The sequence below is a fragment of the Micromonospora sp. NPDC093243 genome (assembly GCF_044753725.1).
GTDB lineage: Bacteria > Actinomycetota > Actinomycetes > Mycobacteriales > Micromonosporaceae > Micromonospora.
This window is the reverse complement of sequence record NZ_JBIVNT010000004.1, coordinates 245,153-267,185: the sequence shown is the minus strand read 5'-3', so window position 1 is coordinate 267,185 and position 22,033 is coordinate 245,153. Positions and strand designations below refer to the sequence as shown.

General features: G+C 72.9%; 20 protein-coding genes. 9 read left to right on the top strand and 11 right to left on the bottom strand.

Annotated elements, in window-relative coordinates; all coding sequences use genetic code 11:
* Positions 1-108: 108 nt before the first annotated feature.
* The 5 genes from rocD to ACIP9D_RS14960 all read right to left on the bottom strand — a co-directional run bounded on the left by rocD (position 109) and on the right by ACIP9D_RS14960 (position 5,890).
* Positions 109-1,311 carry an ornithine--oxo-acid transaminase gene (rocD, locus tag ACIP9D_RS14980; RefSeq protein ID WP_400450006.1) on the bottom strand — a complete coding sequence of 401 codons (1,203 nt, stop codon included), beginning with the start codon at positions 1,309-1,311 and terminating at the stop codon, positions 109-111.
* Positions 1,312-1,322: 11 nt separating this feature from the next.
* Positions 1,323-2,138, bottom strand: a complete 816-nt coding sequence (gene ddaH / locus ACIP9D_RS14975; protein ID WP_350872144.1) for a dimethylargininase — start codon at positions 2,136-2,138, stop codon at positions 1,323-1,325.
* A 380-nt stretch (positions 2,139-2,518) separates the two neighbouring features.
* On the bottom strand, positions 2,519-3,289 hold the full coding sequence (locus ACIP9D_RS14970; protein ID WP_350871715.1) for a DUF308 domain-containing protein: 771 nt from the start codon (positions 3,287-3,289) through the stop codon (positions 2,519-2,521).
* Between the two features lie 157 nt (positions 3,290-3,446).
* On the bottom strand, positions 3,447-5,366 hold the full coding sequence (locus ACIP9D_RS14965) for a ricin-type beta-trefoil lectin domain protein (protein WP_350871716.1): 1,920 nt from the start codon (positions 5,364-5,366) through the stop codon (positions 3,447-3,449).
* 290 nt (positions 5,367-5,656) lie between these two features.
* Positions 5,657-5,890, bottom strand: a complete 234-nt coding sequence (locus ACIP9D_RS14960) for a GntR family transcriptional regulator (RefSeq protein WP_350871718.1) — start codon at positions 5,888-5,890, stop codon at positions 5,657-5,659.
* A 177-nt stretch (positions 5,891-6,067) separates the two neighbouring features.
* Between ACIP9D_RS14960 and ACIP9D_RS14955 the strand changes: the two genes are divergently transcribed.
* Together ACIP9D_RS14955 and ACIP9D_RS14950 are read left to right on the top strand one after the other, a co-directional pair.
* The gene (locus ACIP9D_RS14955; protein ID WP_350871719.1) at positions 6,068-6,595 is read left to right on the top strand and encodes a hypothetical protein; all 528 of its coding nucleotides are present in this window, start codon (positions 6,068-6,070) and stop codon (positions 6,593-6,595) included.
* 88 nt (positions 6,596-6,683) lie between these two features.
* Positions 6,684-7,493 (top strand): DNA-formamidopyrimidine glycosylase family protein, encoded by an 810-nt coding sequence (locus ACIP9D_RS14950; RefSeq protein WP_350871721.1) that lies wholly within the window; start codon positions 6,684-6,686, stop codon positions 7,491-7,493.
* 58 nt (positions 7,494-7,551) lie between these two features.
* Here ACIP9D_RS14950 and ACIP9D_RS14945 read toward each other — a convergent pair whose 3' ends face one another.
* Complete coding sequence (locus tag ACIP9D_RS14945) at positions 7,552-8,430, bottom strand: aminoglycoside phosphotransferase family protein (RefSeq protein WP_350871722.1); 879 nt, start codon at positions 8,428-8,430, stop codon at positions 7,552-7,554.
* Positions 8,431-8,518: 88 nt separating this feature from the next.
* On the opposite strand from ACIP9D_RS14945, the gene ACIP9D_RS14940 reads away from it, so the two are divergent.
* Positions 8,519-9,034 (top strand): SigE family RNA polymerase sigma factor, encoded by a 516-nt coding sequence (locus tag ACIP9D_RS14940; RefSeq protein WP_350871723.1) that lies wholly within the window; start codon positions 8,519-8,521, stop codon positions 9,032-9,034.
* Positions 9,034-10,287 (top strand): hypothetical protein, encoded by a 1,254-nt coding sequence (locus ACIP9D_RS14935; RefSeq protein WP_350871724.1) that lies wholly within the window; start codon positions 9,034-9,036, stop codon positions 10,285-10,287. Before ACIP9D_RS14940 ends, ACIP9D_RS14935 begins: the two co-directional genes overlap by 1 nt.
* Before the next feature lie 69 nt (positions 10,288-10,356).
* Here the strand turns inward: ACIP9D_RS14935 and ACIP9D_RS14930 are convergent, their stop codons facing one another.
* The 3 genes from ACIP9D_RS14930 to ACIP9D_RS14920 form a co-directional block, all read right to left on the bottom strand.
* Positions 10,357-11,778, bottom strand: a complete 1,422-nt coding sequence (locus ACIP9D_RS14930; protein ID WP_350871726.1) for a WGR domain-containing protein — start codon at positions 11,776-11,778, stop codon at positions 10,357-10,359.
* Between the two features lie 144 nt (positions 11,779-11,922).
* The gene (locus tag ACIP9D_RS14925; protein WP_350871728.1) at positions 11,923-13,302 is read right to left on the bottom strand and encodes an FAD-dependent oxidoreductase; all 1,380 of its coding nucleotides are present in this window, start codon (positions 13,300-13,302) and stop codon (positions 11,923-11,925) included.
* 23 nt (positions 13,303-13,325) lie between these two features.
* Positions 13,326-14,462, bottom strand: coding sequence for a glutamate--cysteine ligase (locus tag ACIP9D_RS14920; protein WP_350871730.1), 1,137 nt, complete (start codon positions 14,460-14,462; stop codon positions 13,326-13,328).
* Between the two features lie 154 nt (positions 14,463-14,616).
* On the opposite strand from ACIP9D_RS14920, the gene ACIP9D_RS14915 reads away from it, so the two are divergent.
* The 4 genes from ACIP9D_RS14915 to ACIP9D_RS14900 all read left to right on the top strand — a co-directional run bounded on the left by ACIP9D_RS14915 (position 14,617) and on the right by ACIP9D_RS14900 (position 18,847).
* Complete coding sequence (locus ACIP9D_RS14915; protein ID WP_350871732.1) at positions 14,617-14,913, top strand: DUF6412 domain-containing protein; 297 nt, start codon at positions 14,617-14,619, stop codon at positions 14,911-14,913.
* 96 nt (positions 14,914-15,009) lie between these two features.
* Positions 15,010-15,834, top strand: a complete 825-nt coding sequence (locus tag ACIP9D_RS14910; RefSeq protein ID WP_350871734.1) for a membrane protein insertase YidC — start codon at positions 15,010-15,012, stop codon at positions 15,832-15,834.
* Between the two features lie 71 nt (positions 15,835-15,905).
* A complete protein-coding gene (locus ACIP9D_RS14905) occupies positions 15,906-17,315 on the top strand; it encodes a carbohydrate-binding protein (RefSeq protein WP_350871736.1) in 1,410 nt (469 codons plus the stop codon).
* Between the two features lie 143 nt (positions 17,316-17,458).
* The gene (locus ACIP9D_RS14900) at positions 17,459-18,847 is read left to right on the top strand and encodes a cellulose binding domain-containing protein (protein ID WP_350871738.1); all 1,389 of its coding nucleotides are present in this window, start codon (positions 17,459-17,461) and stop codon (positions 18,845-18,847) included.
* 28 nt (positions 18,848-18,875) lie between these two features.
* Here the strand turns inward: ACIP9D_RS14900 and ACIP9D_RS14895 are convergent, their stop codons facing one another.
* Positions 18,876-19,547: a DedA family protein gene (locus tag ACIP9D_RS14895; protein WP_350871740.1), complete on the bottom strand. Its 672-nt coding sequence runs from the start codon at positions 19,545-19,547 to the stop codon at positions 18,876-18,878.
* A gap of 69 nt (positions 19,548-19,616) precedes the next feature.
* Complete coding sequence (locus tag ACIP9D_RS14890; protein ID WP_350871742.1) at positions 19,617-20,225, bottom strand: DUF1349 domain-containing protein; 609 nt, start codon at positions 20,223-20,225, stop codon at positions 19,617-19,619.
* 69 nt (positions 20,226-20,294) lie between these two features.
* Between ACIP9D_RS14890 and ACIP9D_RS14885 the strand changes: the two genes are divergently transcribed.
* Entirely contained in the window at positions 20,295-21,947 is a 1,653-nt protein-coding gene (locus ACIP9D_RS14885; protein ID WP_350871744.1) for an alpha-amylase family protein, read from the top strand.
* Positions 21,948-22,033 lie beyond the last annotated feature (86 nt).

The window sequence follows — 22,033 nt, the reverse complement described above, 5'->3', positions numbered from 1 at the left end:
TACGGGGGGGGGGGGGGGGGGGGGGGGGGGGGGGGGGGGGGGGGGTGTGTGGGGGGGGGGGGGGGGGGGGCCGGGGCGCCCCCCCCCCCCGCCGGTGTGCAGGGTGGGTCAGCTGGCCAGGACGGCGGCCAGCTGGGCGACCGCGTGGTCGATCTCCTCCTCGGTGACCACCAGCGGCGGGGCGAGGCGGATGGTGGAGCCGTGGGTGTCCTTGGCCAGCACGCCGCGCTCGGCGAGCCGCTCGCACGCCTCCCGGCCGGTCATCAGCGCCGGGTCGATGTCCAGGCCGGCCCAGAGGCCGCGCCCGCGGACCGCGACCAGGCCCTTGCCGATCAGGTCGGTCAGGCCGGCGTGCAGCCGGGCGCCGAGCTCCGCCGAGCGGCGCTGGAACTCGCCGGTGGCCAGCAGCCGGACCACCTCGGTCCCCACCGCGCAGGCCAGCGGGTTGCCGCCGAAGGTCGAGCCGTGCTGGCCGGGCTTGAGCACGCCGAGCACGTCGGCGTTGGCGGCCACCGCCGAGACCGGCACGATGCCCCCGCCGAGCGCCTTGCCCAGCAGGTACATGTCGGGGGTGACGCCCTCGTGGTCGCAGGCGAAGGTCGCACCGGTGCGACCCAGCCCGGACTGGATCTCGTCGGCGATGAAGAGCACGTTGCGGTCGGTGCAGACCTGCCGTACGCCCGGCAGGTAGCCCTCCGGCGGCACGACGACGCCCTGCTCGCCCTGGATCGGCTCGAGCAGCACGGCGACGGTGTTCTCGTCGATCGCGGCGGTGAGCGCGGCCAGGTCGCCGTACGGGACCACGGTGAACCCGGGGGTGTACGGCCCGAAGTCGGCGCGGGCGTCCTCGTCGGTGGAGAAGCTCACGATGGTGGTCGTCCGGCCGTGGAAGTTGCCCTCGGCGACGACGATGTTGGCCTGACCGGCCGGCACGCCCTTGACCTGGTAGCCCCACTTGCGGGCCACCTTGATCCCGGTCTCCACCGCCTCGGCGCCGGTGTTCATCGGCAGCACCATGTCCTTGCCGCACAGTTCGGCCAGCTCCCGGCAGAAGTCGGCGAACTGGTCATGGATGAACGCCCGGCTGGTGAGGGTGAGCCGGTCGAGCTGGGCGTGGGCCGCGGCGATCAGCTGCGGGTGCAGGTGGCCGAAGTTCAGCGCCGAGTAGCCGGCCAGGAAGTCGAGGTAGCGCCGGCCGTCCACGTCGGTGAGCCAGGCGCCCTCGGCCGAGGAGATCACCACCGGCAGCGGGTGGTAGTTGTGCGCGGTCCAGCGCTCCGCGTTCCGCACCGCGGCCGGAGTCTGCAGCATGTCGTCGACGATCACTTGCTCGCCTTTCCCTGTCGGAGCCGCAAGGTGCAGCACTTCGGTCCGCCGCCGGCCTTACGCAGCTCCGACAGGTCGACACCGATGGTCTCGTAGCCCCGGCCGCGCAGCGCGGCGGCCAGGTCGGTGGCCTGCGCCGGCAGCACCACGTGCCGCCCGTCGCTGACCGCGTTCAGCCCCAGCACCTCGGCGTCGGCCATGGTGGCGTGCACCGCGTCGGGGAAGAGCCGGCGCAGCACCGCCTGGCTGCCGGGCGAGAACGCCTCGGGCAGGTACGCCACCGTGCGCTCGTCGAGGACGGTCAGCGCGGTGTCCAGGTGGTAGAAGCGCGGGTCGACCAGCTGCATGGTGATCACCGGGTAGCCGAAGACCTCCTGCAACTGGGCGTGCGAGGCGTGCGCGGTGCGGAAGCCGGTGCCGGCCAGCAGGTAGTCACCGGCGAGCAGGACGTCGCCCTCGCCCTCGTTGACGTGCTTCGGGTCGTGCAGCTCGAAGCCGGCGGAGTCGAACCAGGCCCGGTAGGCCGGGGCCTCGTCGGCGCGCTGCGGGTCGCGGAACTGCACCGCCATCGCCTTGCCGTCGATCACCGTGCCGCCGTTGGCGGCGAACACCATGTCGGGCAGGCCGGGCACCGGAGTGATCTCCTCGACGGTGTGGCCCAGATCGCGGTAGACCTGCCGCAGCTGCTCCCACTGGCGGATCGCCAGCTCGGTGTCGAACGGCGCGGTCGGGTCCATCCACGGGTTGATCGCGTAGTCCACGGCGAAGTACGTCGGCCGGCACATCAGGTAGCGCTGGCGGATGGCGTCCATCGTCATTGTCCTGCTCCCAGGGTCGGGCGCGCCCGGCCACCGTGGCCCACGGGCTGGCGCCGTTGTTCAACGTTATGCGGCGCTGGCGGCAGGATCCACCACTGAGAGTTGCACAGGGCGACTGTTCGTTGCGTCTGGGCGATCAGCGCCGTCGGATCGTTGCGTTCGGGCCCGACGGGCGCGGTGGGAGCGGTCCGCGGCCCGGGGCGGGTCGGGTTCGGCGGTTCGCCGGACCGGTCCCGGAAAACACTTCAGGGGCGGCGAACCGCCGCCCCTGAAAGGGTGCTGCCCGGCTGGTGAACCACCAGGCTGGTCGGGCTGCGCCGGTGCATCACCGGCGCTGGTCGCCGGCGCACCGCCGGCGAGCCGGACAGTGCCCGCTAGAACCGGTCGACAAACTGTGAGTCAAGCCACTCCCGGAACCGCTGGACCCAGTCGCCGTCGGTGGTCGGCCAGTCGAACTGACCGGTCATCGCCAGCACGCCGAGGACCACCGCGCCCAGGCCGAAGACGATGCCGAAGAGCGCGTCGGTCTTGCCGGCGATGTGCCGCCGGCGGGTGGCGGAGAGGCCGAGCACGGAGAGCACCGCGCCGACCGCTCCCAGGCCGATGCCGTAGCCGGCGAGGGTGCCGGTCAGCACGAAGAGGGCACCGGCGACGCCGATCACCAGGCCGAGGGTGGCGAGCAGGCTGGCCCGCGGCTTCGGGCCGCGCTCCACCGGCGGCTCCGGCTCGGCGGGCTCGGCGGCGGGGCTGACCGGCCGGTCCCGGTCGGCGTCGGGCCGTACGGTCCGCTCGGCGTCCGGTCGTACGGTCCGGTCGGGGTCGACGACGGCGGACCGGTCGACGGTCCGGGTGTCGCCCTGGTCTCTGCGGGCGTCGGTCGGCCGGGCGGTGGCGGCCCGGGCGACCGCGGCGCGCTCCGTCGCCCGCCGCTCCGCGTCACCGGCCGACGCGTCGCTGCTGCGGTACGTCGTCTGGTCGGCGTCCCGGTCGGTCACCACCGGTCTCGCCCGGTCCGTCGTCTCCGGCGCGCCCGCCGGCGTCGAGCCGTCCGGCGCGGTGACGGCCGTGGCGTCGCGACCGTCGAGGTTCTCGTCCCGCGTCGGCGCCGGCTCCGATCTGCGCGACAGCGAAGGAATTCTGACCACAACACACCTCCTGATGGAATGCGGGGTGGCCGTGGAACGGGTGGCACCCACGCGGTACGTCCTCAGGAAGTACCCAGGTGGGCGTTTTTCGACACCGCAGGGCGTACGCGACGGTGGGGCCGCCGGCGAACCGACGGCCCCACCGCGAGCTGGTCGGTCAGGCGGGCACGGTCCACTTCTGGTTCGCGGCTCCGGTGCAGCTCCAGATCTGCGTCGCCGTGCCGTTGGCCGAGCTGTTGCCCAGCACGTCCAGGCAGCTGCCGGCGCTGGCGCTGACCAGGTCGCGGGCGGCGGTCGCGGTCCAGCGTTGGTTCGCCGAGCCGGTGCAGGTCCAGATCTGCACCCGGGTGCCGTTGGCGGTGGCGTTGTCCCGGACGTCGAGGCACTTGCCGAGGGCCCGGACGGTGCCGTCGGCGCCGAAGGTCCACTGCTGCGCGGCGGTGCCGTTGCAGTCGTACAGCTGGACCGGGGTGCCGTCGGCGCTGCTGGCCGCGGCGACGTCGAGGCACTTGCCGGCGAGCCCGACGACCGGGCCGGTGCGCCCCCCGCCGCCCGACTGGCTCCCCGACCAGGTGAAGGTGGCCGTGGTCCGGGCCGGCAGCGAGTAGGTGAAGGACTGCCCACCCCAGACCACCTTGACCGACTGGGTGCCGGTGCCGCCGTTGTGCGCGATCAGCGCCTTGGATCCGTCCGGGTTCACGTACGCCACGTTCGGCACCGTGCCGTTGGCGGTCGAGTCGATCCGGTAGGCCCCCGGCCGCACGAACTTGGTCAGGTGCCCGGTGGTGTAGTACTCGATCGTGTAGTCGACCTGGCCGGCCCGGGGGCCGCCCTCCTGCACGGTGACCAGGCCGGTGCAGACGTCGCAGCCGCCGTTGTGCGGGCCCATGCTCTGGTTGAGCGCGAGACTCCACTTGACCAGGCTGCCGCTGTAGTTCCGGGCGTAGTTGACGATGTCGGCGAGGTCCTCGTTGTGCTGGTTGCCGATCCAGGTGCCGCCCGAGTGTTCGGTGCTGAACTGCCGCACCGACGGGTACTGGTTGCGCACCTGGGTGCCCACGGCCGGGTCGCCGAAGTAGCCGTGCCAGGCGATGCCGCCGAAGAGCGGGTCGTTGCGGATGCCGGCGTCGGCCAGCAGCACCGCCCCGAAGTTCGGGTAGTCACCGTAGTTCCAGTCGTGCACCAGCACCTTGGTGCTCAGCCCGGCCGCGCGCAGCGCGGGGTAGAGGTGGTTCTTGGTGAACTCGACCAGGCCGGGGCCGTTCCAGCTCATCCCGGGGTAGTTCATCGCCGTCGGGTTGGCGGCCTGGCAGCAGTTCGGCTCGTTCTGCACCGAGAGGTAGTTCACCGCGATGCCGGCGGCCTGGTACGTCTGCACGTACTTGACCAGGTACTGGGCGTACAGCGGGTAGTACTCCCACTTGAGCCAGCCCATCTGGTCCATCCGGCCGTTGTCCTTCATCCAGCCCGGCGCGCTCCACGGCACCCCCATCACCCGCAGCGCCGGGTTGAGCGACCGGGCCTGCGCGGTGAGCAGCCGGACGTTGGTGTCGTAGCCGTTGGCGTAGAAGTCGTTGAGGTCGCAGCAGGTGTCGTCGAGGGAGACGTGCCCCGGACGGGAGAGGTCCGACGCGCCGATCGGGTTGCGGACGAAGGAGAGCCCGATGCCGTCGGTGGGGGAGAAGAGCTTGCGCATCACGTCGTCGCGGGTCGCGGCGCTGATCGGGCCGCCGCGGAACAGGTAGGCAGTGGTGTCGGTGATCGACGCGCCGCCGCCCTCGAACTGCTGGTAGCGGGTGTTCTCGTTGACCGTGATGGTGTGCGTCGCGCCGCCGCTGGTGGCGGCGAACGCGGTCGGCGTCTGCTGCTGGAGGCCCCGGGTGACCTGCCGGCCGCCGGAGTCCGAGGTGGTGGTCAGCCAGACGTTCACCGGCTCGTTGGCCGCGACGGCCGGGGGTGGCAGGGCGAACGCGGCGGCGGCCGTGGCGGTGCCGAGCGCGAGCAGGCCGGCGCCGATCGACCGGCGGCGGGCCCGTCGGCGATGGCCCGGTGATGGGGGTACGGCGGTGGTGGGCATGCGTCTTCCTCTCGCGGGGGTGGCGGGCGGTGGGGACGGAGGGCCCGAGCGAAGCGCGCGCTGATGTTCCGGATTGCCCCGACCTGTCGGCATCCGTGAATACAGTTAATATTCCTTAGTAATAGAAGTCAATGATTGCGTTCGTGATCGTTGCGGCCCCGGTCACGCCTGCTGGTCCTGGCGGAGGGGGCGCGCCAGCCGTCGGGCAGGGACCACCGGGGCGACGTGCGACTCGGCTGCTACCTGCTCTGATGCCCTCGCCGGCTGATCTCTGGCGGCGGCAGGGCGGGCTACTGTCGCTCGGCTACGAAGGTGCCGCGCGCGTGGACGGTGACGACCAGGCCCCTGTCGCGCAGCTCGCGCATGGCCATCCGCACCGTGCCTCGGGCTACCCCGTAGGTCTGCTGCAGGTGCAGCTCGCTCGGAAGCGGCTGCCCGGCGCGTAGCTTGCCCTCTTCGATCTCCTTGGCGAGCAGGTCCGCCAACTGCCGGTAGAGCGGCACGTTGGACAGCGGGCTCGTCATGGGCGGCAGCGTAGACACGCACATGATCTGTACGTGTTCGGGGTTGTCCAGCTCCTAGACGTCTATTGTCTAGACGTACATTGACTGTACGTTTGTCAGAGCCAGACAAAGACGGCCCCCGGCCAAGCGATTGCGCCGCCAGCCGAGGGCCTTGATCGCCTAGCTGGGAGGCGACCCGTGCGAACCCTACCCACCCTGCCCACCTGTGGAGAATCCGCGACGGTACGCATCGAGCTGTACACAGCGGACTCCCTCGACGCCGCCGCGTACACCTGTGCCGCCCACGCGATCCGTGCCACCGCCGCGATCGACAGAGCCGGGATGACCTCCCACCCGGTCGGTATGGCGCCCGACGTGGACCGGCCCTGCGGCTACCTGCACGTGTTCCCGACCGGCGCCCTTGCAGACCCGGGCGACCAGGGCCACCCGCGTTGGTGCGACCGGACCGACTGCCAGCGCCGGGGCCAGCACCGGTCGCCGGCCCGGCACCTGGACACCAATCCGCCGGAGGCGTTCATCGTCGACGTGGCCCTCGTCCAGGCCCTGCATCCGGCGGCCGAGCCGATGGTCGCCCTGACGAGCGTGCCGGGCGTCGCCGCGGCCAGCCTGCTGCTCTCCGTGGGCCAGGCCCGGGTGTTGCGGTACCGGCTGCGCCACCTGCTCGGCGCGCCCAAGGCGTCTCGCAACGAGGGCCGTCGGACGTAGCCCGACCCTGGTGGCCCACCGCGGTCGACTACGCCGTCCGAGCAGGTCAGATGGCAGACGTCAAGGCGGCTGACTACCCTTGGCACCCGTGCCAGAGGGACACACCATTCATCGCCTGGCGGCCCGGCACGCCGAGCTGTTCGCCGGCGACAAGGTGCACGCCAGCAGCCCGCAGGGCCGGTTCGCCGAGGGCGCCGCCCGGCTGAGCGGCACCGTGCTCGAGGGCACCGAGGCGTACGGCAAGCACCTGCTGCACCACCACGCGAACGAGCTGACCCTGCACGTGCACCTCGGGCTCTACGGGAAGGTCACCGACGGCGCCGGCGAGCCGCCCGAGCCGATCGGGCAGGTGCGGCTGCGGTTGACCAGCGACCGGCACTGGCTCGACCTGCGTGGCCCGACGGCCTGCGAGCTGCTCACCCCGCCGGAGGTGACGGCGCTGCGGGCCCGGCTCGGCCCCGATCCGCTGCGCGCCGACGCCGATCCCGAGCGGGCGTACGCCCGGATCTCGCGCAGCTCGACGCCGCTGGCCGCGTTGCTGCTGGACCAGTCGGTGGTGGCCGGCACCGGGCTGATCTTCGTGACCGAGGCGCTGTTCCGGGCCGGGCTGTCACCGAGGCTGCCCGGCCGGGGGCTCGACCGGGCCGGCTGGGATCGGCTCTGGGCCGACCTGGTGACCCTGATGACCCAGGCGGTGCGGCGCGGACGGATCGACACCGTGCGCGACGAGCACCTGCCGGAGGCGATGGGCCGGGCGCCGCGGGTCGACCGGCACGGCGGCGAGGTGTACGTCTACCGCCGTCCCGGCGCGCCCTGCCACCTCTGCGGCGACGAGGTACGCCGGGGCGAGCTGGCCGGGCGCAACCTCTACTGGTGCGCCACCTGCCAGCCCGGCTGACCGTCGCCCGGGCCGTGCACGCCTTTTGGCGTCCGCGCGCGCGCCGGGCCTCGCCCGCTCACTCCTCGCCGAGCAGCCAGCGGACCACCTCCAGGTGGCCCGCGAAGACCTGTCCGTCGGCGATGCCCCAGGCCAGCGTCTGGGCGACGGTCCAGCCCCGCGCCCGCTCCCGGTCCAGGCCCAGCTCCGCGCTGAGCCGGTCCAGTCGGTAGCGCACCGCGGCGGGGGAGTGGCCCAGCTCGGCCCCGCGGATGATCGGGGCCAGCCCGAACTCCCGCTCGCCGGCCAGCGGCTTCGGGTCGATTACCAGCCACGGCTCCCGGGTGGCCCGCAGCACGTTGCCGGCGTGCAGGTCCTGGTTGACCAGCACCTGCTCGCCCTGATCGTCGACCAGTTCGGCGAGCCGGCCGAGCGCCGCGTCGAGCAGCCGGCGCTCGTACGGCCGGCCGGCCCGCTCCCACTTTCCCGGCAGCCGCTCCGCCCAGCCGGCCGCCTCCTGCGCCAGCGACCGGAACTCCGCGCCCGCCGGCACCCAGAGCCGGGGCAGCAGCCCGGCGAGGACGGTGACCGCCTCGGCGGCCGGCACGTCGTGCAGCGGTGAGCCCGGCACGCACCGCTCGACCAGCAGCGCCCGCCGCCCGGGGTCGTGCCCGAGCAACCGGGCCGCGCCCATTCCCGCCCAGCGGGCCAACGCGGCCGGCTCGTCCTCGCTCTCCACGTCCGGGTACTGGAGTTTGAGCACCGCCGGCGTACCGTCGGGCAGCTCGGCCGGCAGCGCCAGCGAGGCGAAGGCGTACGGAAACGGCGGCCCGATCCGCAGCGACCAGCGCTCGACACAGTCCGCCAGCCGCGCGGGCAGCTCGGCCAACCACTCCCGCCCCGCCGCCGTGCCCCGCACCCAGCCCAGCCCGTCCGGGATCCGCAACTCACCGGTCATCCGGACATCCTCGATCCGGACCGGCGCGGGCGTACAACCCTTTCCCGCCGATCGTCGTCTGTAGGGGGGAACCGACGGAGGTAACCGGATGCCGGACGCATCGGAACAGGAGTTCGTCGAGTACTTCAGGGCGCGGCTACCGATGCTGCAGCGGCTGGCGTACTCGCTCTGCGGCGACGGCGACGAGGCCGACGACCTGGTGCAGGAGACGGCCACCCGGCTCTTCCAGCGCTGGTCCCGGGCGTCGCGAGCCGACCACATCGACGCGTACGTGCGGGCGGTCGTGGTGCGGCTCTTCCTCGACAGCCGGCGCAAGGGATGGTGGCGGATCAGGCTCTTCGCCGCCCCGCCCGACGCGCGACACGCCGAGGACGGCGGCGTCGAGGACCGCACGGTGCTGTGGGCGGCGCTGGCGCGGGTGCCGCCGCGCCAGCGGGCGGTGCTGGTGCTGCGGTTCCTGCACGACCTGCCGGTGGACGAGGTGGCCCGGACCATGGGCTGCTCCGCCGGGACGGTGAAGAGCCAGACCTCCCACGGCCTGGCCGCGATGCGCCGCCTGCTCGACGGCGCGGACCTGGTGGAGACGACGAAGGGGGCAGCGTGATGACGGCGGACGAGGACCGGATCGTCGATCTGCTGCGGCGGCTCGATCCGGAACCGGTCCGGCCGGTCCGGGTCGATCTGACCGCCGCCGTGCACGAGGCGCGCCGGCGACGGCGCAGCCGCCGGACGATGAGCGTGTCGGCCGCAGGGCTGGCCGTGCTGGCGGCGGTCTCCGTGCCGCTGGTGGTCGGCGGCGGCCCATCGGCCGGGCCGGCGTCGCAGCCCGCGTCGCCGTCCACGTCGGGGAGCGCGCCCGCCACCATCGCGCCGCCCGCCACCACCGCGCCGGGTGGCCCGACCGCCTGCACGGCTCAGCCACTGCCGGTACCCGGCGGGCACGCCAAGAGCCTGGTGACCGGCGGTGACCCGACCGGTCGGTTCCTGGCCGGCCGGTCGTATCCGGGGGACGGCCGCGGCAACCCGGTGATCCTCTGGGACGGCGACCGGGCGCGTGAGTATCGGTTGCCCGGCTCCGACCAGCGGATGGTGGACGTGAACGCCGCCGGTGTCGCGGTCGGGTCGGTCTACCTCGACGACCGGCCGCAGCCGTACGTCATCCGGAACGGCCGCCCCGCCCGGCTGCCCGGCCTGGCGTCCGGTGAAGCGACCGCCGTCAGCGCCGACGGCCGGATCGTCGGCGCGCGGCAAATCGGCGACCGGCAGCGCCCGGTGCTCTGGTCCGACCCCGACACCGCGGCCGTGGAGCTCCCGCTGCCGGGCCCGAGGTGGGAGGGGACGGCCATCGGCGTCGACTCCGCCGGCACGGTGGTCGGGAAGATCCATGACGGTCCGAGCGGGGTGACCCGTACCGCCGTCTGGCGCGCCGGCGGCGGGGGTCCGGAACTGCTGCCGACGCCGTCCGTCGAGGGCGGCCCGGCGAGCGAGTTCGTGGCGCACTCGCTGCGCGGCGGCTGGATCACCGGGGTCGCCTTCCGGGACGAGGGGAAGGTTCGGCGGATCTACCCGGCCCGCTACCACCTGGCCACCGGCCGCTACGAGCCGCTGCCGAGCGGCGTCAGCCCGAGCGCCGGCAACGGGCGGGGCTGGGTGGTCGGCCCGGTGGACCGGATGGACGCCGGGCTGCTCACCGACGCCGGCACGCTGCGCCTGCCCGACCTGGACGGACGCACCGGCCGGTACGCGGCCGTCGCGGTGAGCGTCAGCGACGACGCGGCGGTGATCGGCGGCCAGCTCGACGTCGAGCCGGGCCAGAAGAGTCTGGTGATGCGGGCGATCCGCTGGAGCTGCCGCTGACCGCCCCCGTCGCGCCGGTCCGGACGACCCGGATCGGCGCGACGGGCGTGCGGGGCGGGACGGGCGGCGTCAGCGCAGCCGGCGGATGTCGCCGTACGCCCGGTAGAAGCCGCCCCGGCCGGACTCCCGGACCTCGCTGACCAGATAGCGGACCCCGGGCTCACGGATGCCCTTCGGGAACTGCACCGACCAGTCGCGCCGGTAGCCGGTGGAGACGACCTGCACGCGCAGCCGGCCCCGGTCCTGGACGCACTGCACCACCACGCCGCCGTCGACGTCGCTGGTCACCTCGACGGTGGACCAGGCCGCCGGCTCCGGCAGCCGGGCCGGGGCCTTGACGTCGACCACGTCCGGCACGGTGCCCGCCTCGGCGGCCCGGATCGCCGGCTCGCTGGCGTCGATGCAGGCGAGGTAGCCGCCGGTGGTGACCACGTAGAGGCGCTCCTGGTGGTATTGCATCGAGTAGGCCGAGCCGCAGCCGGTGCCGAGCTTCCACAGCCGGGTGCCCGCCGCGTCGAAGCAGTAGATCGAGGACTGGCTGTCGCCCGCGAAGACGTAGCGGCCGCCCGCGGCGGTGGCGCAGGAGAAGACCGGGGCGTCGCACCGGTAGCTCCGCTCGGCGCGGCCGTCCTTCGCCAACCGGACCACCTCACGGGAGCCGGTGCCGGCGAACACCGCGTCGCGCTCCTGCCAGCCGAAGAGCACCGAACCGGTGCGGGTGTGCCACAGCTCCTTGCCGGTGCGCCAGTCGTAGCCGGTGACGCCCTGCGAGTGGCCGTGGTAGATCGCGTCGTCGTCGCAGCGCACCATCCAGGCGGCCCGGCCACGGCCCGGCCGGCGCCAGAGGAACTCGTCCTCGTGGTCGATCGCGGCGATCCCGCCGTCGGCGTCGGACACGCCGAGCACACCGTCGTGGATGTCCAGCCAGTAGATGTCGATCTCGGGCGCGATGGCGTACGCCACCCGGGGCACCTTGCCGGAGAGGTCGTAGACGTTGCCGTCGTCGCAGCCGGCGTAGATCCAGGCGTCGTCGGCGACGATGCACTTCACCCCGTCGGGGAGGCGGACCTGCCCGAGCACCCGGGCGTCGTGGCCGAGCGTGGTGATCACGCCGTGCTCGTTGCCGACCATGCAGTTCTGATCGTCGACGAAGATGCCGAACGCGGGCGCTCCCGAGTCGTAGCGCCAGAGCACCGGCGCGGTCCGCGCGGTCGAGCGGGTGCTGACGATCTGCCGCCGGGAGACCGACCGCTTCTGCCGGACGCCGGGCACCGCCGGGGCGTACCCCTTGCGGATCTTCTCACCGATCTTCTTCGCCGCCGCCGCGCGGGCGCGGGCGTTGTCCGCGTAGCTGGCGGTCTTGACCTGGCCCTGGTCGCCGATCCGGCCGTAGCGGACGGTCAGGGCGGTGTCCTCGACCACCACCTCGTAGAACTTGTGCGCGCCACCGTCCACTTCGGACAGTTCGAGGTAGGTCGTCTCCTGGGACATGGGGGTGCCTCCGGGTGGGGTGGGCGACCGGGGGATCGCCGGCGTGACAACGCGAGAACGCTAACCACCGCCCCCGACAGAATCGGGGTGCCGAGGCCGTCCTCCTGCCGACGCCACCGCGCCCGAGGGCGACGGCGCGAGGACTCAGCGGCCGGAGGCGTGCAACGCGTCGACGGCCTTGCGGGCGGCGATCAGCACCGGATCCCACACCGGGGCGTACGGCGGGGCGTAGCCGAGGTCGAGCGAGGTCATCTCGTCCACCGTCATGCCGTTCCAGAGCGCCACCGCCAGGGTGTCGATCCGCTTGGCCGCCTCGGACCAGCCGACGATCTGCGCGCCGAGCAACCGTCCGCTCGGCTTCTCGGCGATCAGCTTGACCGTCATCGGCCGGGCGCCCGGATAGTAGCCGGCCCGGCTGGTCGACTTGGCGACCACCGAGACGAAGTCGAAGCCGGCCGCGCTCGCGTCCCGCTCCCGCAGGCCGGTCCGGCCGACCTCCAGGTCGCAGACCTTGGTCACCGCCGTGCCGATCACCCCGGCGAAGGTGGCGTAGCCGCCGCCGATGTTGATCCCGGCGACCCGGCCCTGCTTGTTGGCGTGCGTGCCGAGCGGCACGTGCACCGGCATCCCGCTGACCCGGTGCAGGCTCTCCACGCAGTCGCCGGCGGCCCAGACCCCGGGCAGCCCCGGCACCCGCATCCGCCGGTCCACCCGGATCGCGCCGGTCGGCCCGAGCGGCACGCCGGCGGCCTCGGCGAGCCGGGTGTTCGGGCGTACGCCCAGGCCGAGCACCACGACGTCGGCCGGGATCGGCCCCTCGGCGGTGACCACCGCGCTGACCCGGCCGTCGCGCTCCTCGATCTCCTCCACCGGGAGCCCGGTGCGGATGTGGATGCCCAGCCCGGTCATCGCGTCCGCGACCAGCTCGGCCATGTCGCCATCCACCGTGGACATCGGCTGATCGGCCTGCTCGACCAGGGTCACCGAGAGGCCCCGCAGGATCAACGCCTCGGCCAGCTCCACGCCGATGTAGCCGCCACCGACCACGACCGCCCGCCGCGGTCTCGGGTCGCTCTCCAGCCAGTCGCGCAGCGCCGAGCCGTCGTCCAGGGTCTGCATCCCGAAGACGCCCCCGGCGCTGGTCTTCGCCCAGGGCGGCTTGACCGGCAGCGCGCCGGCGGCGTAGACCACCTCGTCGAAGCGCTCCCGGACCTCGCCACCGCCCTCCAGGTCGCGGGCCAGCACCTCGCGGCGTTCCAGGTCGATCGCGGTCACCTCGTGCCGCATCCGCACGTCGATGGCGAACTCGGAGCGGAAGGTCGGCGGATCGCGCGCGATCAGGGCCTCCGGCTCGGGCACCAGCCCGCTGATCCAGTACGGGATGCCACACGCCGAGTAGGAGGTGAAGTGCCCCCGCTCGAACGCGATGATCTCCAGGTCGGAGCGGTCACGGCGGCGGCGTGCCTGGGACGCCGCCGCCATGCCGGCGGCGTCCCCGCCGATGACGATCAACCGTTGCGCCACGAGTTCATCCTGTCACGCTGCGATCAGCCGCGGGTCTGGCGCGCCACGTCCTGCACCACGTCGGTGAGCCGCCCGCTGCGGGCGAACACCGCGCGCTGGCGGGCCGCGCCGCTGCCGTGCCGGCGCAGCGCACCGAGCAGGTCGGTCACCTCGGCCCAGTCGCCGTGCTGCTCGATCGCCGGCCGGACCTGCTCGACGAGCCGGTCCAGCAGCTCCCAGGCCGGCCGGACCTCGCCGGTGGTCAGATCGACCCCGTCACCCTCCAGCCCGTCGTGGGCCGCCCGCCAGTGCGCGGCGACCAGCAGGTGATGGTCGGTCCGGATCGCCGGACGGCCGTTGGAGATGTCGTCGATCGCGGTCGCCACCAGGGCCCGGACCAGCGCGGCGACCAGCACCGCGTCGTCCACCGACGGGCAGACGTCGCCGATCCGCAGCTCGACCGTCGGGTACTTCGCGGAGAGCCGGGCGTACCAGTAGAGCATCCCCTCGTCGAGCATCACCCCGCTGGCGATCAGCTGCCGGATCAGCCGCTCGTAGTGCTCGTGCGACTCCAGATACGGCGTCGGCGCCACCGACGGCCAGCGCTCCCACTCCACCGAGCGCCAACTCGCGTAGCCGGTGTCCTCGCCTCGCGCGAACGGGGAGTTCGTGGTCACCGCGTGCAGGATGGGCAGCCACGGCCGGACGTGGTTGAGCACCTGCACGCCGGTCTCCGGGTCGGGGATGCCGACGTGCACGTGCATGCCGTTGTTGCCCGGACCGGGCACCAGCAGCCGGAACCGCTCGATCATCCGATCGAAGCGGGGCTTGTCGACCACCGGCGGCACCGGACCGTCCACCGGGCCGGTGCCGATGGCGAGCAGCCGTACGCCGGCCCGCTCGGCGGCGTCGGCGAGCGCGCCCCGCAGTACGCCGAGTGAGTGCCGGATCGAGGAGAGCTCCAACCCGGGCGGGCTGCCGATCTCGATCTGGCTGGTCTGGAACTCGCGCTCCACCTGCCCGCGCAGCTCCGCCGGCACCTGCTCCATGACGAGGTCGACGGCGGGCACCGCGGCGCCGGTGTGCGGGTCGACGAGCAGGAACTCCTCCTCGACGCCCACCGTGAGCAGGTCGGTCCCGTCGGCCGTCCCGCTCGGCGCCTCCGCCAGCTGGCCGGTCATCGCCATCACCGTCCGTTCCTGCCGGCCGCGGTCCGTCCGCGCCGGTCCGTCGGATGGTTACCCACCGTGGCGATCGCCGGAAACGCGCTGCCGGCGCGTCGGCCGCGTGTCGCGCTCACGGGAGGGCGTGACAGCGGGTCCTAGGCTGGGCGCCGTGTCAGGACCGTGGGGGATCGCGCTGGGGCTCTGGGCGTACGCCCTCACCCAGCTGACCCTCCTCGCGGACCGGCCGGCGGCCCTGCTCGCCGGTGCCGCGCTCGGCGCGGCGGTGCTGCTCGCGACCCTGCTCGCGGCGCGCGCCCTCGTCCTCGGCGCGGCGCCGCGCACCATCCGCCGGGCCGCCGCACTGCGGGCCCGTGCCCGGCACCGCCGGGTGCCCCGTCAGGTCGACCCGGACGCCCCCGGTCGAGCGCGTCCCCGGGCGCCCGGCGCCCGCCCCTCGGCCGCGTAGCACCGTCACGCCCGCGCGGCCGATTCCGCCGTCATCCGTCCCCCCGGGCCCGTGCGCCCGGACGGGACCACCCGGAATCGCAACCGAGGGACACCCATGCTCGCCTTCGCACCACTGCACGCTGCGGTCGGCGCCGCCGGCTCCGCGCTCTCCGCCGTCACCACGCTGCTCGAACCGCTCGCCGGTGGCGCGGCCACGGCCGCCGCGATCGTGCTCTTCACCATCGCCGTCCGCCTGTTGATCTCTCCGCTCACCGTCGTGCAGGTCCGCGGGGAACGCCGCCGTGCGGCGCTCGCCCCGCAGGTCCGCGCCCTGCAGCGGCGGTACGCGGACGACCCGGCCCGGTTGCAGAGCGAACTCTTCACGCTCTACCGCTCGGCCGGCGCCAACCCGATCACCGGTTGCCTGCCGGTGCTGCTCCAGGCGCCCTTCCTGCTGGTGATGTACCGACTGTTCAGCACCGCCGAGGGCGGCACCGGGCTGCTCGACGAGCGGCTGGCCGGGGTGCCGCTCGGTCACCACCTCGGCGACGGGTTGGCCGGGGCCGCCGGGCCGCTCTTCGCCGTACTGCTGGCGGCCCTGCTGGCGCTGGCCTGGTGGACGTCCCGGCGGATGCGCCGGGCCTCGGCCGGCATCGGCGCGATACCGCCGACCGGGATCGCCGCCGGCCCGGTCGCCCGGACCGGCGAGGGTGAGCGCGGGGCGGCGGCCGGCGGTGCCGGGGCGGCGGCCGAGGGCGTGGGCGCGGCGCTGACCCGGTTGCTGCCGTTGCTGCCCTACGCCACGGTGCTGGTGGCACTGGTCCTGCCGCTGGCCGCGGTGCTCTACCTGGTCACCACGACGGCCTGGTCGGCGCTGGAGCAGGCGGTGCTGCGCCGGCCGCGGGCCATGCTGGCCGACGCGGACATCGATCGACGTTGACAACTGTCCCCAGGGGACGTACAACTCGTGAGAGAGCGCTCTCTCGCCCGTCCCCGCAGAGAGGCACATCCATGAGAAATGCCCCGGCGGCGACCGCCGCCCTGTCCGCACGACGCCGGCTGCGGCTGGCGTTCGCCCTGCTCGCCACCGCCACCACCGCCCTGGCCGGGATCACCATGACCGCGCACGCCGCGGTGCCCCCGCCGCCGTCCGGCTGGAACCTCGTCTGGAGCGACGACTTCACCGGCGCGGCCGGCACGTTGCCGTCCTCGGCCAACTGGATCATCGACACCGGCACCAGCTACCCCGGTGGCCCGCCGAACTGGGGCACCGGGGAGATCCAGACCTACACCAACAGCACCGCCAACGTCAGCCACGACGGTGGCGGCAACCTGCGCATCACGCCGTTGCGCGACTCCTCCGGCCGCTGGACCTCGTCCCGGATCGAGACGGTCCGGAGCAACTTCAAGCCGCCGTCCGGCGGAGTGCTGGCCATCGAGGGCCGGATCCAGATGCCGAACGTGACCGGCGCGCAGGCGGCCGGCTACTGGCCGGCGTTCTGGGCGCTCGGCGCGCCCTACCGGGGCAACTACCAGAACTGGCCGGGCATCGGCGAGTTCGACGTGATGGAGAACGTCAACGGGATCAACTCGGTCTGGGGGGTGCTGCACTGCGGTGTCGCGCCCGGCGGGCCGTGCAACGAGTTCAACGGGCTCGGCGCCTCCCGCGCCTGCCCCGGCAGCACCTGCCAGTCGGCGTTCCACACCTACCGCTTCGAGTGGGACGCCGCGTCCAGCCCGCAGCAGCTGCGCTGGTACGTCGACGGGCAGGTCTACCACACCGTCACCCAGTCCCAGGTCGGCGCGACGTACTGGAGCCAGATGACCTCGCACGCCGGCTACTTCCTCCTGCTCAACGTGGCGATGGGCGGAGGCTTCCCGAACGGAGTGGCCGGCTCGACCACGCCGACCGCCTCGACCGTTCCGGGCCGACCGATGCTTGTCGACTACGTCGCGGTCTACAGCCGTGGTGGCGGCAGCACCCCGCCGCCGACCGACCCGCCGCCGTCCGGCGCGCGCGACGCCTACTCGACCATCCAGGCCGAGTCGTTCAACGGCCAGAACGGCGTGATCGTCGAGGCGTGCAGCGAGGGCGGGCAGAACATCGGCGCGTTGCGCAACGGCGACTGGGTCCGCTTCGACAACGTCGAGTTCGGCTCCACCCCGCCCCGCGACTTCGTGGCAAGGGTCGCGTCCGGCGCGGGTGGGGGTGTGAGCGGCCTGGTCGAGGTGCGGTTGGGCAGCCCGACCGGCGCGACGATCGGCAGCTTCGCGATCGGCAACACCGGCGGCTGGCAGAGCTGGCGCTCGGTGCCCGGCAACGTCGCCGCGGCCACTGGTCGGCAGACCGTCTACCTGACCTTCACCAGCGGCCAGCCGAACGACTTCGTCAACGTCAACTGGTTCACCTTCCGCCGCTGACCCCGGTCGGGCCCCCGTGACCGCCGTGCGGGGGCCCGGCCGGCCCCGGCGGGCAGCCACCTCTGGACAGAAACAGTTAACAGTCTTAATAATAGGCGCCAACGTTGATGTCCGTGGATGTCCACCCGGATGCGGAGGGTCGTATGAAGCGTTCCAGATCCCTTGTCCTGTCCCTGGTCACCCTGCTGGCCGCCACGGTCGGCGCGGCCTGGGTGGCGCTGCCCGCGTTCGCCGCCGGGGCCACCGCGACCTTCGTCAAGACCTCCGACTGGGGCTCCGGCTGGGAGGGGAAGTACACCATCACCAACGGTGGCGGGTCGACCGTCAACGGTTGGAACGTCACCTTCGACCTGCCGGCCGGCACCACCGTCGGCAGCTACTGGGACGCGCTGCTCACCACCGCCGGCCAGCGGCACACCTTCACCAACCGGTCCTGGAACGGCAGCATCGCGCCGGGTGCCTCGGTCTCCTTCGGCTTCCTGGGCAGCGGCCCCGGCAGCCCGGCCAACTGCCAGCTCAACGGCGCCGCGTGCGGCGGCACCACCCCGCCGACCACCCCACCCCCGACCACCCCACCCCCGACCACGCCGCCGCCGACCACCCCACCGCCGACCACCCCGCCGCCCACCGGCAGCCTGCCGAAGCACCTGCTCACCGGGTACTGGCACAACTTCGACAACCCGGCCGTCGAGCTGCGGCTGCGCGACGTGCCGGCCGAGTACGACCTGGTGGCAGTCGCCTTCGCCGAGGCCACGTCGACTCCGGGCGCGGTCACCTTCGCCGTCGACCCCGGGCTCTCCGCCGCGCTGGGCGGCTACACCGACGCCGACTTCGCCGCGGACGTCCGGACCCTGCAGAGCAGGGGCAAGAAGGTGATCATCTCGGTGGGTGGCGAGACCGGCCGGGTGGCGGTCAACGACCCCGCCTCCGCCGCCGCGTTCAGCGACACCGTCCACGCGCTGATCCAGCGGTACGGCTTCGACGGGGTCGACATCGACCTGGAGAACGGGCTCAACCCGACCTACATGGCGCAGGCGCTGCGCTCCCTGCGGGCGAAGGTCGGCGCCGGCCTGATCATCGCGATGGCGCCACAGACCATCGACATGCAGTCACCGGCCGGCAGCTACTTCAAGCTCGCGCTCGACATCAAGGACATCCTGACCGTGGTCAACACCCAGTTCTACAACTCGGGCGCGATGCTCGGCTGTGACAACAACGCCGCGTACACCCAGGGCACGGTGAACTTCATCGTCGCGCTGGCCTGCATCCAGTTGGAGGCCGGGCTGCGCCCCGACCAGGTGGGGCTCGGCCTGCCCGCCGGGCCCGGCGCGGCCGGCGGCGGCATCGTGGCACCGAGCGTGGTCAACGCCGCCCTGGACTGTCTGGCCCGGGGCACCAACTGCGGCAGCTTCCGCCCGCCGCGCACCTACCCCGGTATCCGCGGCGCGATGACCTGGTCGGTCAACTGGGACGTCAGCAACGGCAACGGCTTCGCCCGCACCGTCGCCCCGCACCTCGACACCCTGCCCTGAGCGCTCGCCACGGCCGGGCCGTACGCGGTCAGCGACCGGCGGTCACCGACTGCCGGTCGCGCCGCCGGCCGCGGCGGCGGATCTTCTTCACCACCCACCACCCGATCAGGATCGCGAAGAGAGCGACGATGCCGTAGTCGAACCAGCTGCTGTACCGCTCCAACTGCTGCCACCGGGAGCCCAGGGCATAGCCGCCGCCGACGAAGATCGCGTTCCAGATCCCGCTGCCCAGCGTGGTCAGCACGACGAACTCGGGCAGCGGCATGCGGTTCGTCCCGGCGGGGATCGAGACCAGGCTGCGCACCACCGGCATCATCCGGCCGAAGAAGACCGCCCAGCGGCCGTACCGCTCGAACCAGCGGTCGGCGCGCTCCAGGTCGTCCAGGTCGACCAGGGGCAGCCGGTCCAGCCAGCGCTTCAGCCGGTCCTCACCGACCACCGCGCCCAACCAGTAGAGGACCAGCGCGCCGATCAGTGAGCCGGCGGTCGCCGCGAGCGCCACCACGAAGACGTTGAACCGCCCCTCGCCGGCCAGGTAACCGGCCATCGCCAGGACGATCTCACTCGGGATCGGCGGGACGATGCTCTCCAGGGCGACCAGCAGGGCGACGCCCAGGGCGCCGGCGGAGTCGATCACCCCGGCCACCCAGCCGGTCAGCCCGCCGAGTCGGCTCGGGTCGACGTTCTCGGCGAGCGGCATGGCGATCCTTTCCACGGGGGAGGGGATCGGATATCTGTACCCCGCCACTGGCCGGGCACACCTGCCGGCTCACTCCGACGGGTGCAGGGCGGCGTCGGCCGGTCCCACCCGCCAACCGGTGAAGTGGACCGCCAGCCCGCCCCGGGTGGGCGAGCAGCAGAACGGGCCGGCGAGCACCTCGGCGTCGGGCGCCAGCGGGGCGAGCCGGACCAGCCGCCACGGCTCACCGGCCACCCGGGCCCGCACGGTCAGCGCGTCGCCGGAACGGCTGGCCCGGACGGTGACCTCCCGCCCGGCCCACTCCGGCACCGGGGCGACCGACCAGTCCGAGACCTCCCGGGTGACCACCGCGCCGAGCTGCGGCTGGCCGTCGCTGACCTCCACGCCGGCCTTGATCCAGTTTCGCTCGTCGCTGCGGACCAGCACGCCGGCCTGGTCGAACTGCTCGGTGAAGGCCAGCCGGAAGCTCACCTCGACGGCCGTGCCGGCGCTGAACGCGGCGAGCAGGGCCGGCCCGTCGTCGTGCACGAAGCCGTAGCTGGTGTGTCGCCAGAAGTCGCTGCCGGCCGCCGGCTCGACCACCAGGTGCCCCTCCGGCGTGCCCTCCGCCCGGACCGGCCGGTGCAGCCAGCTCCCGGTGGACCAGTCGATCGGCTCGGTGTCGGTCGTGTCGCGCATGACCGGCACCGTACCGGCGTCGCGCCGTTCGCGTTTGCCGGGCCGGCGGATCGGAGAAGGTAACCGGGCATGGCTGACAGGTGGTACTCCGAGGCCGTCGTCTACTGCCTCGACATCGACACGTACGTGGACTCCGACGGTGACGGGGTCGGTGACATCCGGGGCCTGATCGGACGGCTGGACTACCTGGCCCGGCTCGGGGTCACCTGCCTCTGGCTCAACCCGATCCACCCGTCGCCCAACAAGGACGACGGCTACGACGCGACCGACTTCTACAACGTCGACCCGCGCTTCGGGACGCTCGGTGACTTCGCCGAGCTGCTGCACCAGGCACAGAACCGGGGCATCCGGGTGATCATCGACCTGGTGGTCAACCACACCTCCGACCAGCACCCGTGGTTCCAGTCGGCCCGCTCCTCGCCGGACTCGCCGTACCGGGACTGGTACGTCTGGGCCGACCAGGAGCCGGACGACCGTCACCAGGGCATGGTCTTCCCGGGCGAGCAGCACGAGACGTGGAGCTACGACCGGACCGCCAAGGCGTGGTACTACCACCGGTTCTACAAGTTCCAGCCGGACCTCAACATCGAGAACCCGAAGGTGCGCGAGGAGATCAAGAAGATCACCTCGTTCTGGCTCCAGCTCGGCGTATCCGGCTTCCGGATGGACGCGGTGCCGTTCATCATCGAGCAGACCGAGCCGGGCAACCCGAACTCCCCGAAGGACTTCGACTTCCTCACCGACCTGCGCCAACACGTGCAGTGGCGGCGCGGCGACGCGGTCCTGCTGGCCGAGGCGAACGTCGAGCCGGATCAGCTGCCGGTCTACTTCGGTGACGGGAACGGGTCGGGCAACCGGATTCACATGCTCTTCGACTTCATGCTCAACGGCCGGCTGATGCTCGCCCTCGCCCGGGAGGACCCGGAGGCGATCATCGACGCGCTGCGGGACACCCCGACGCTGCCCGTCGGCGGCCAGTGGGCCACCTTCCTGCGCAACCACGACGAGATCGACCTGTCCCGGCTCACCGCCGACCAGCGCAACGACGTGTTGGCGAAGTTCGGCCCGGACGAGGAGATGCAGCTCTACGGCCGGGGCATCCGGCGCCGGCTCGCCCCGATGCTCGGCAACGACCGGCGGCACATCGAGCTGGCGTACGCCCTGCAGTTCTCGCTGCGCGGCACGCCGGTGCTGCGCTACGGCGAGGAGATCGGCATGGGCGAGGACCTGTCGCTGCCGGGGCGCGACGCGATCCGTACCCCGATGCAGTGGTCGTACCAGCCCAACGGCGGGTTCTCCAGCGCCGAGCCGGAGAAGCTGGTCCGCCCGGTGATCGACAAGGGCGACTACGCGTACGACAAGGTGAACGTCACCGCCCAACGCAAGGACCCGCGCTCCCTGCTCAGCTGGTTCGAGCGGATGATCCGGACGCTGCGCGAGGCCCCGGAGATCGGGTCCGGCTCGACCACCCACATCGATGTGCCGACGCCGCCGGGCGTGCTCGCGCACCGCGCCGACGGCCCGAGCGGGACCATGGTCTTCCTGCACAATCTCGGCACCGAGGACGTGGAGGTCGACCTGAGCACGCTGGAGCCGGAGGCGGACCTGCCGATCGACGTGCTCACCGACCGGGGCTACGACGAGGTCGGCAAGCTGGACCGCCTCAAGCTCGCCGGCCACGGCTACCGGTGGATCCGGCTCTGCCGCAGCCGGTCCTTCTGAGGATGCGCGGTGGCTGTCGGGCCGTCCGGCGGGCACTGATCCGGCGCGTACCGCTGGGTTAAGCTCCTTCGATCGACCCCAAGTTA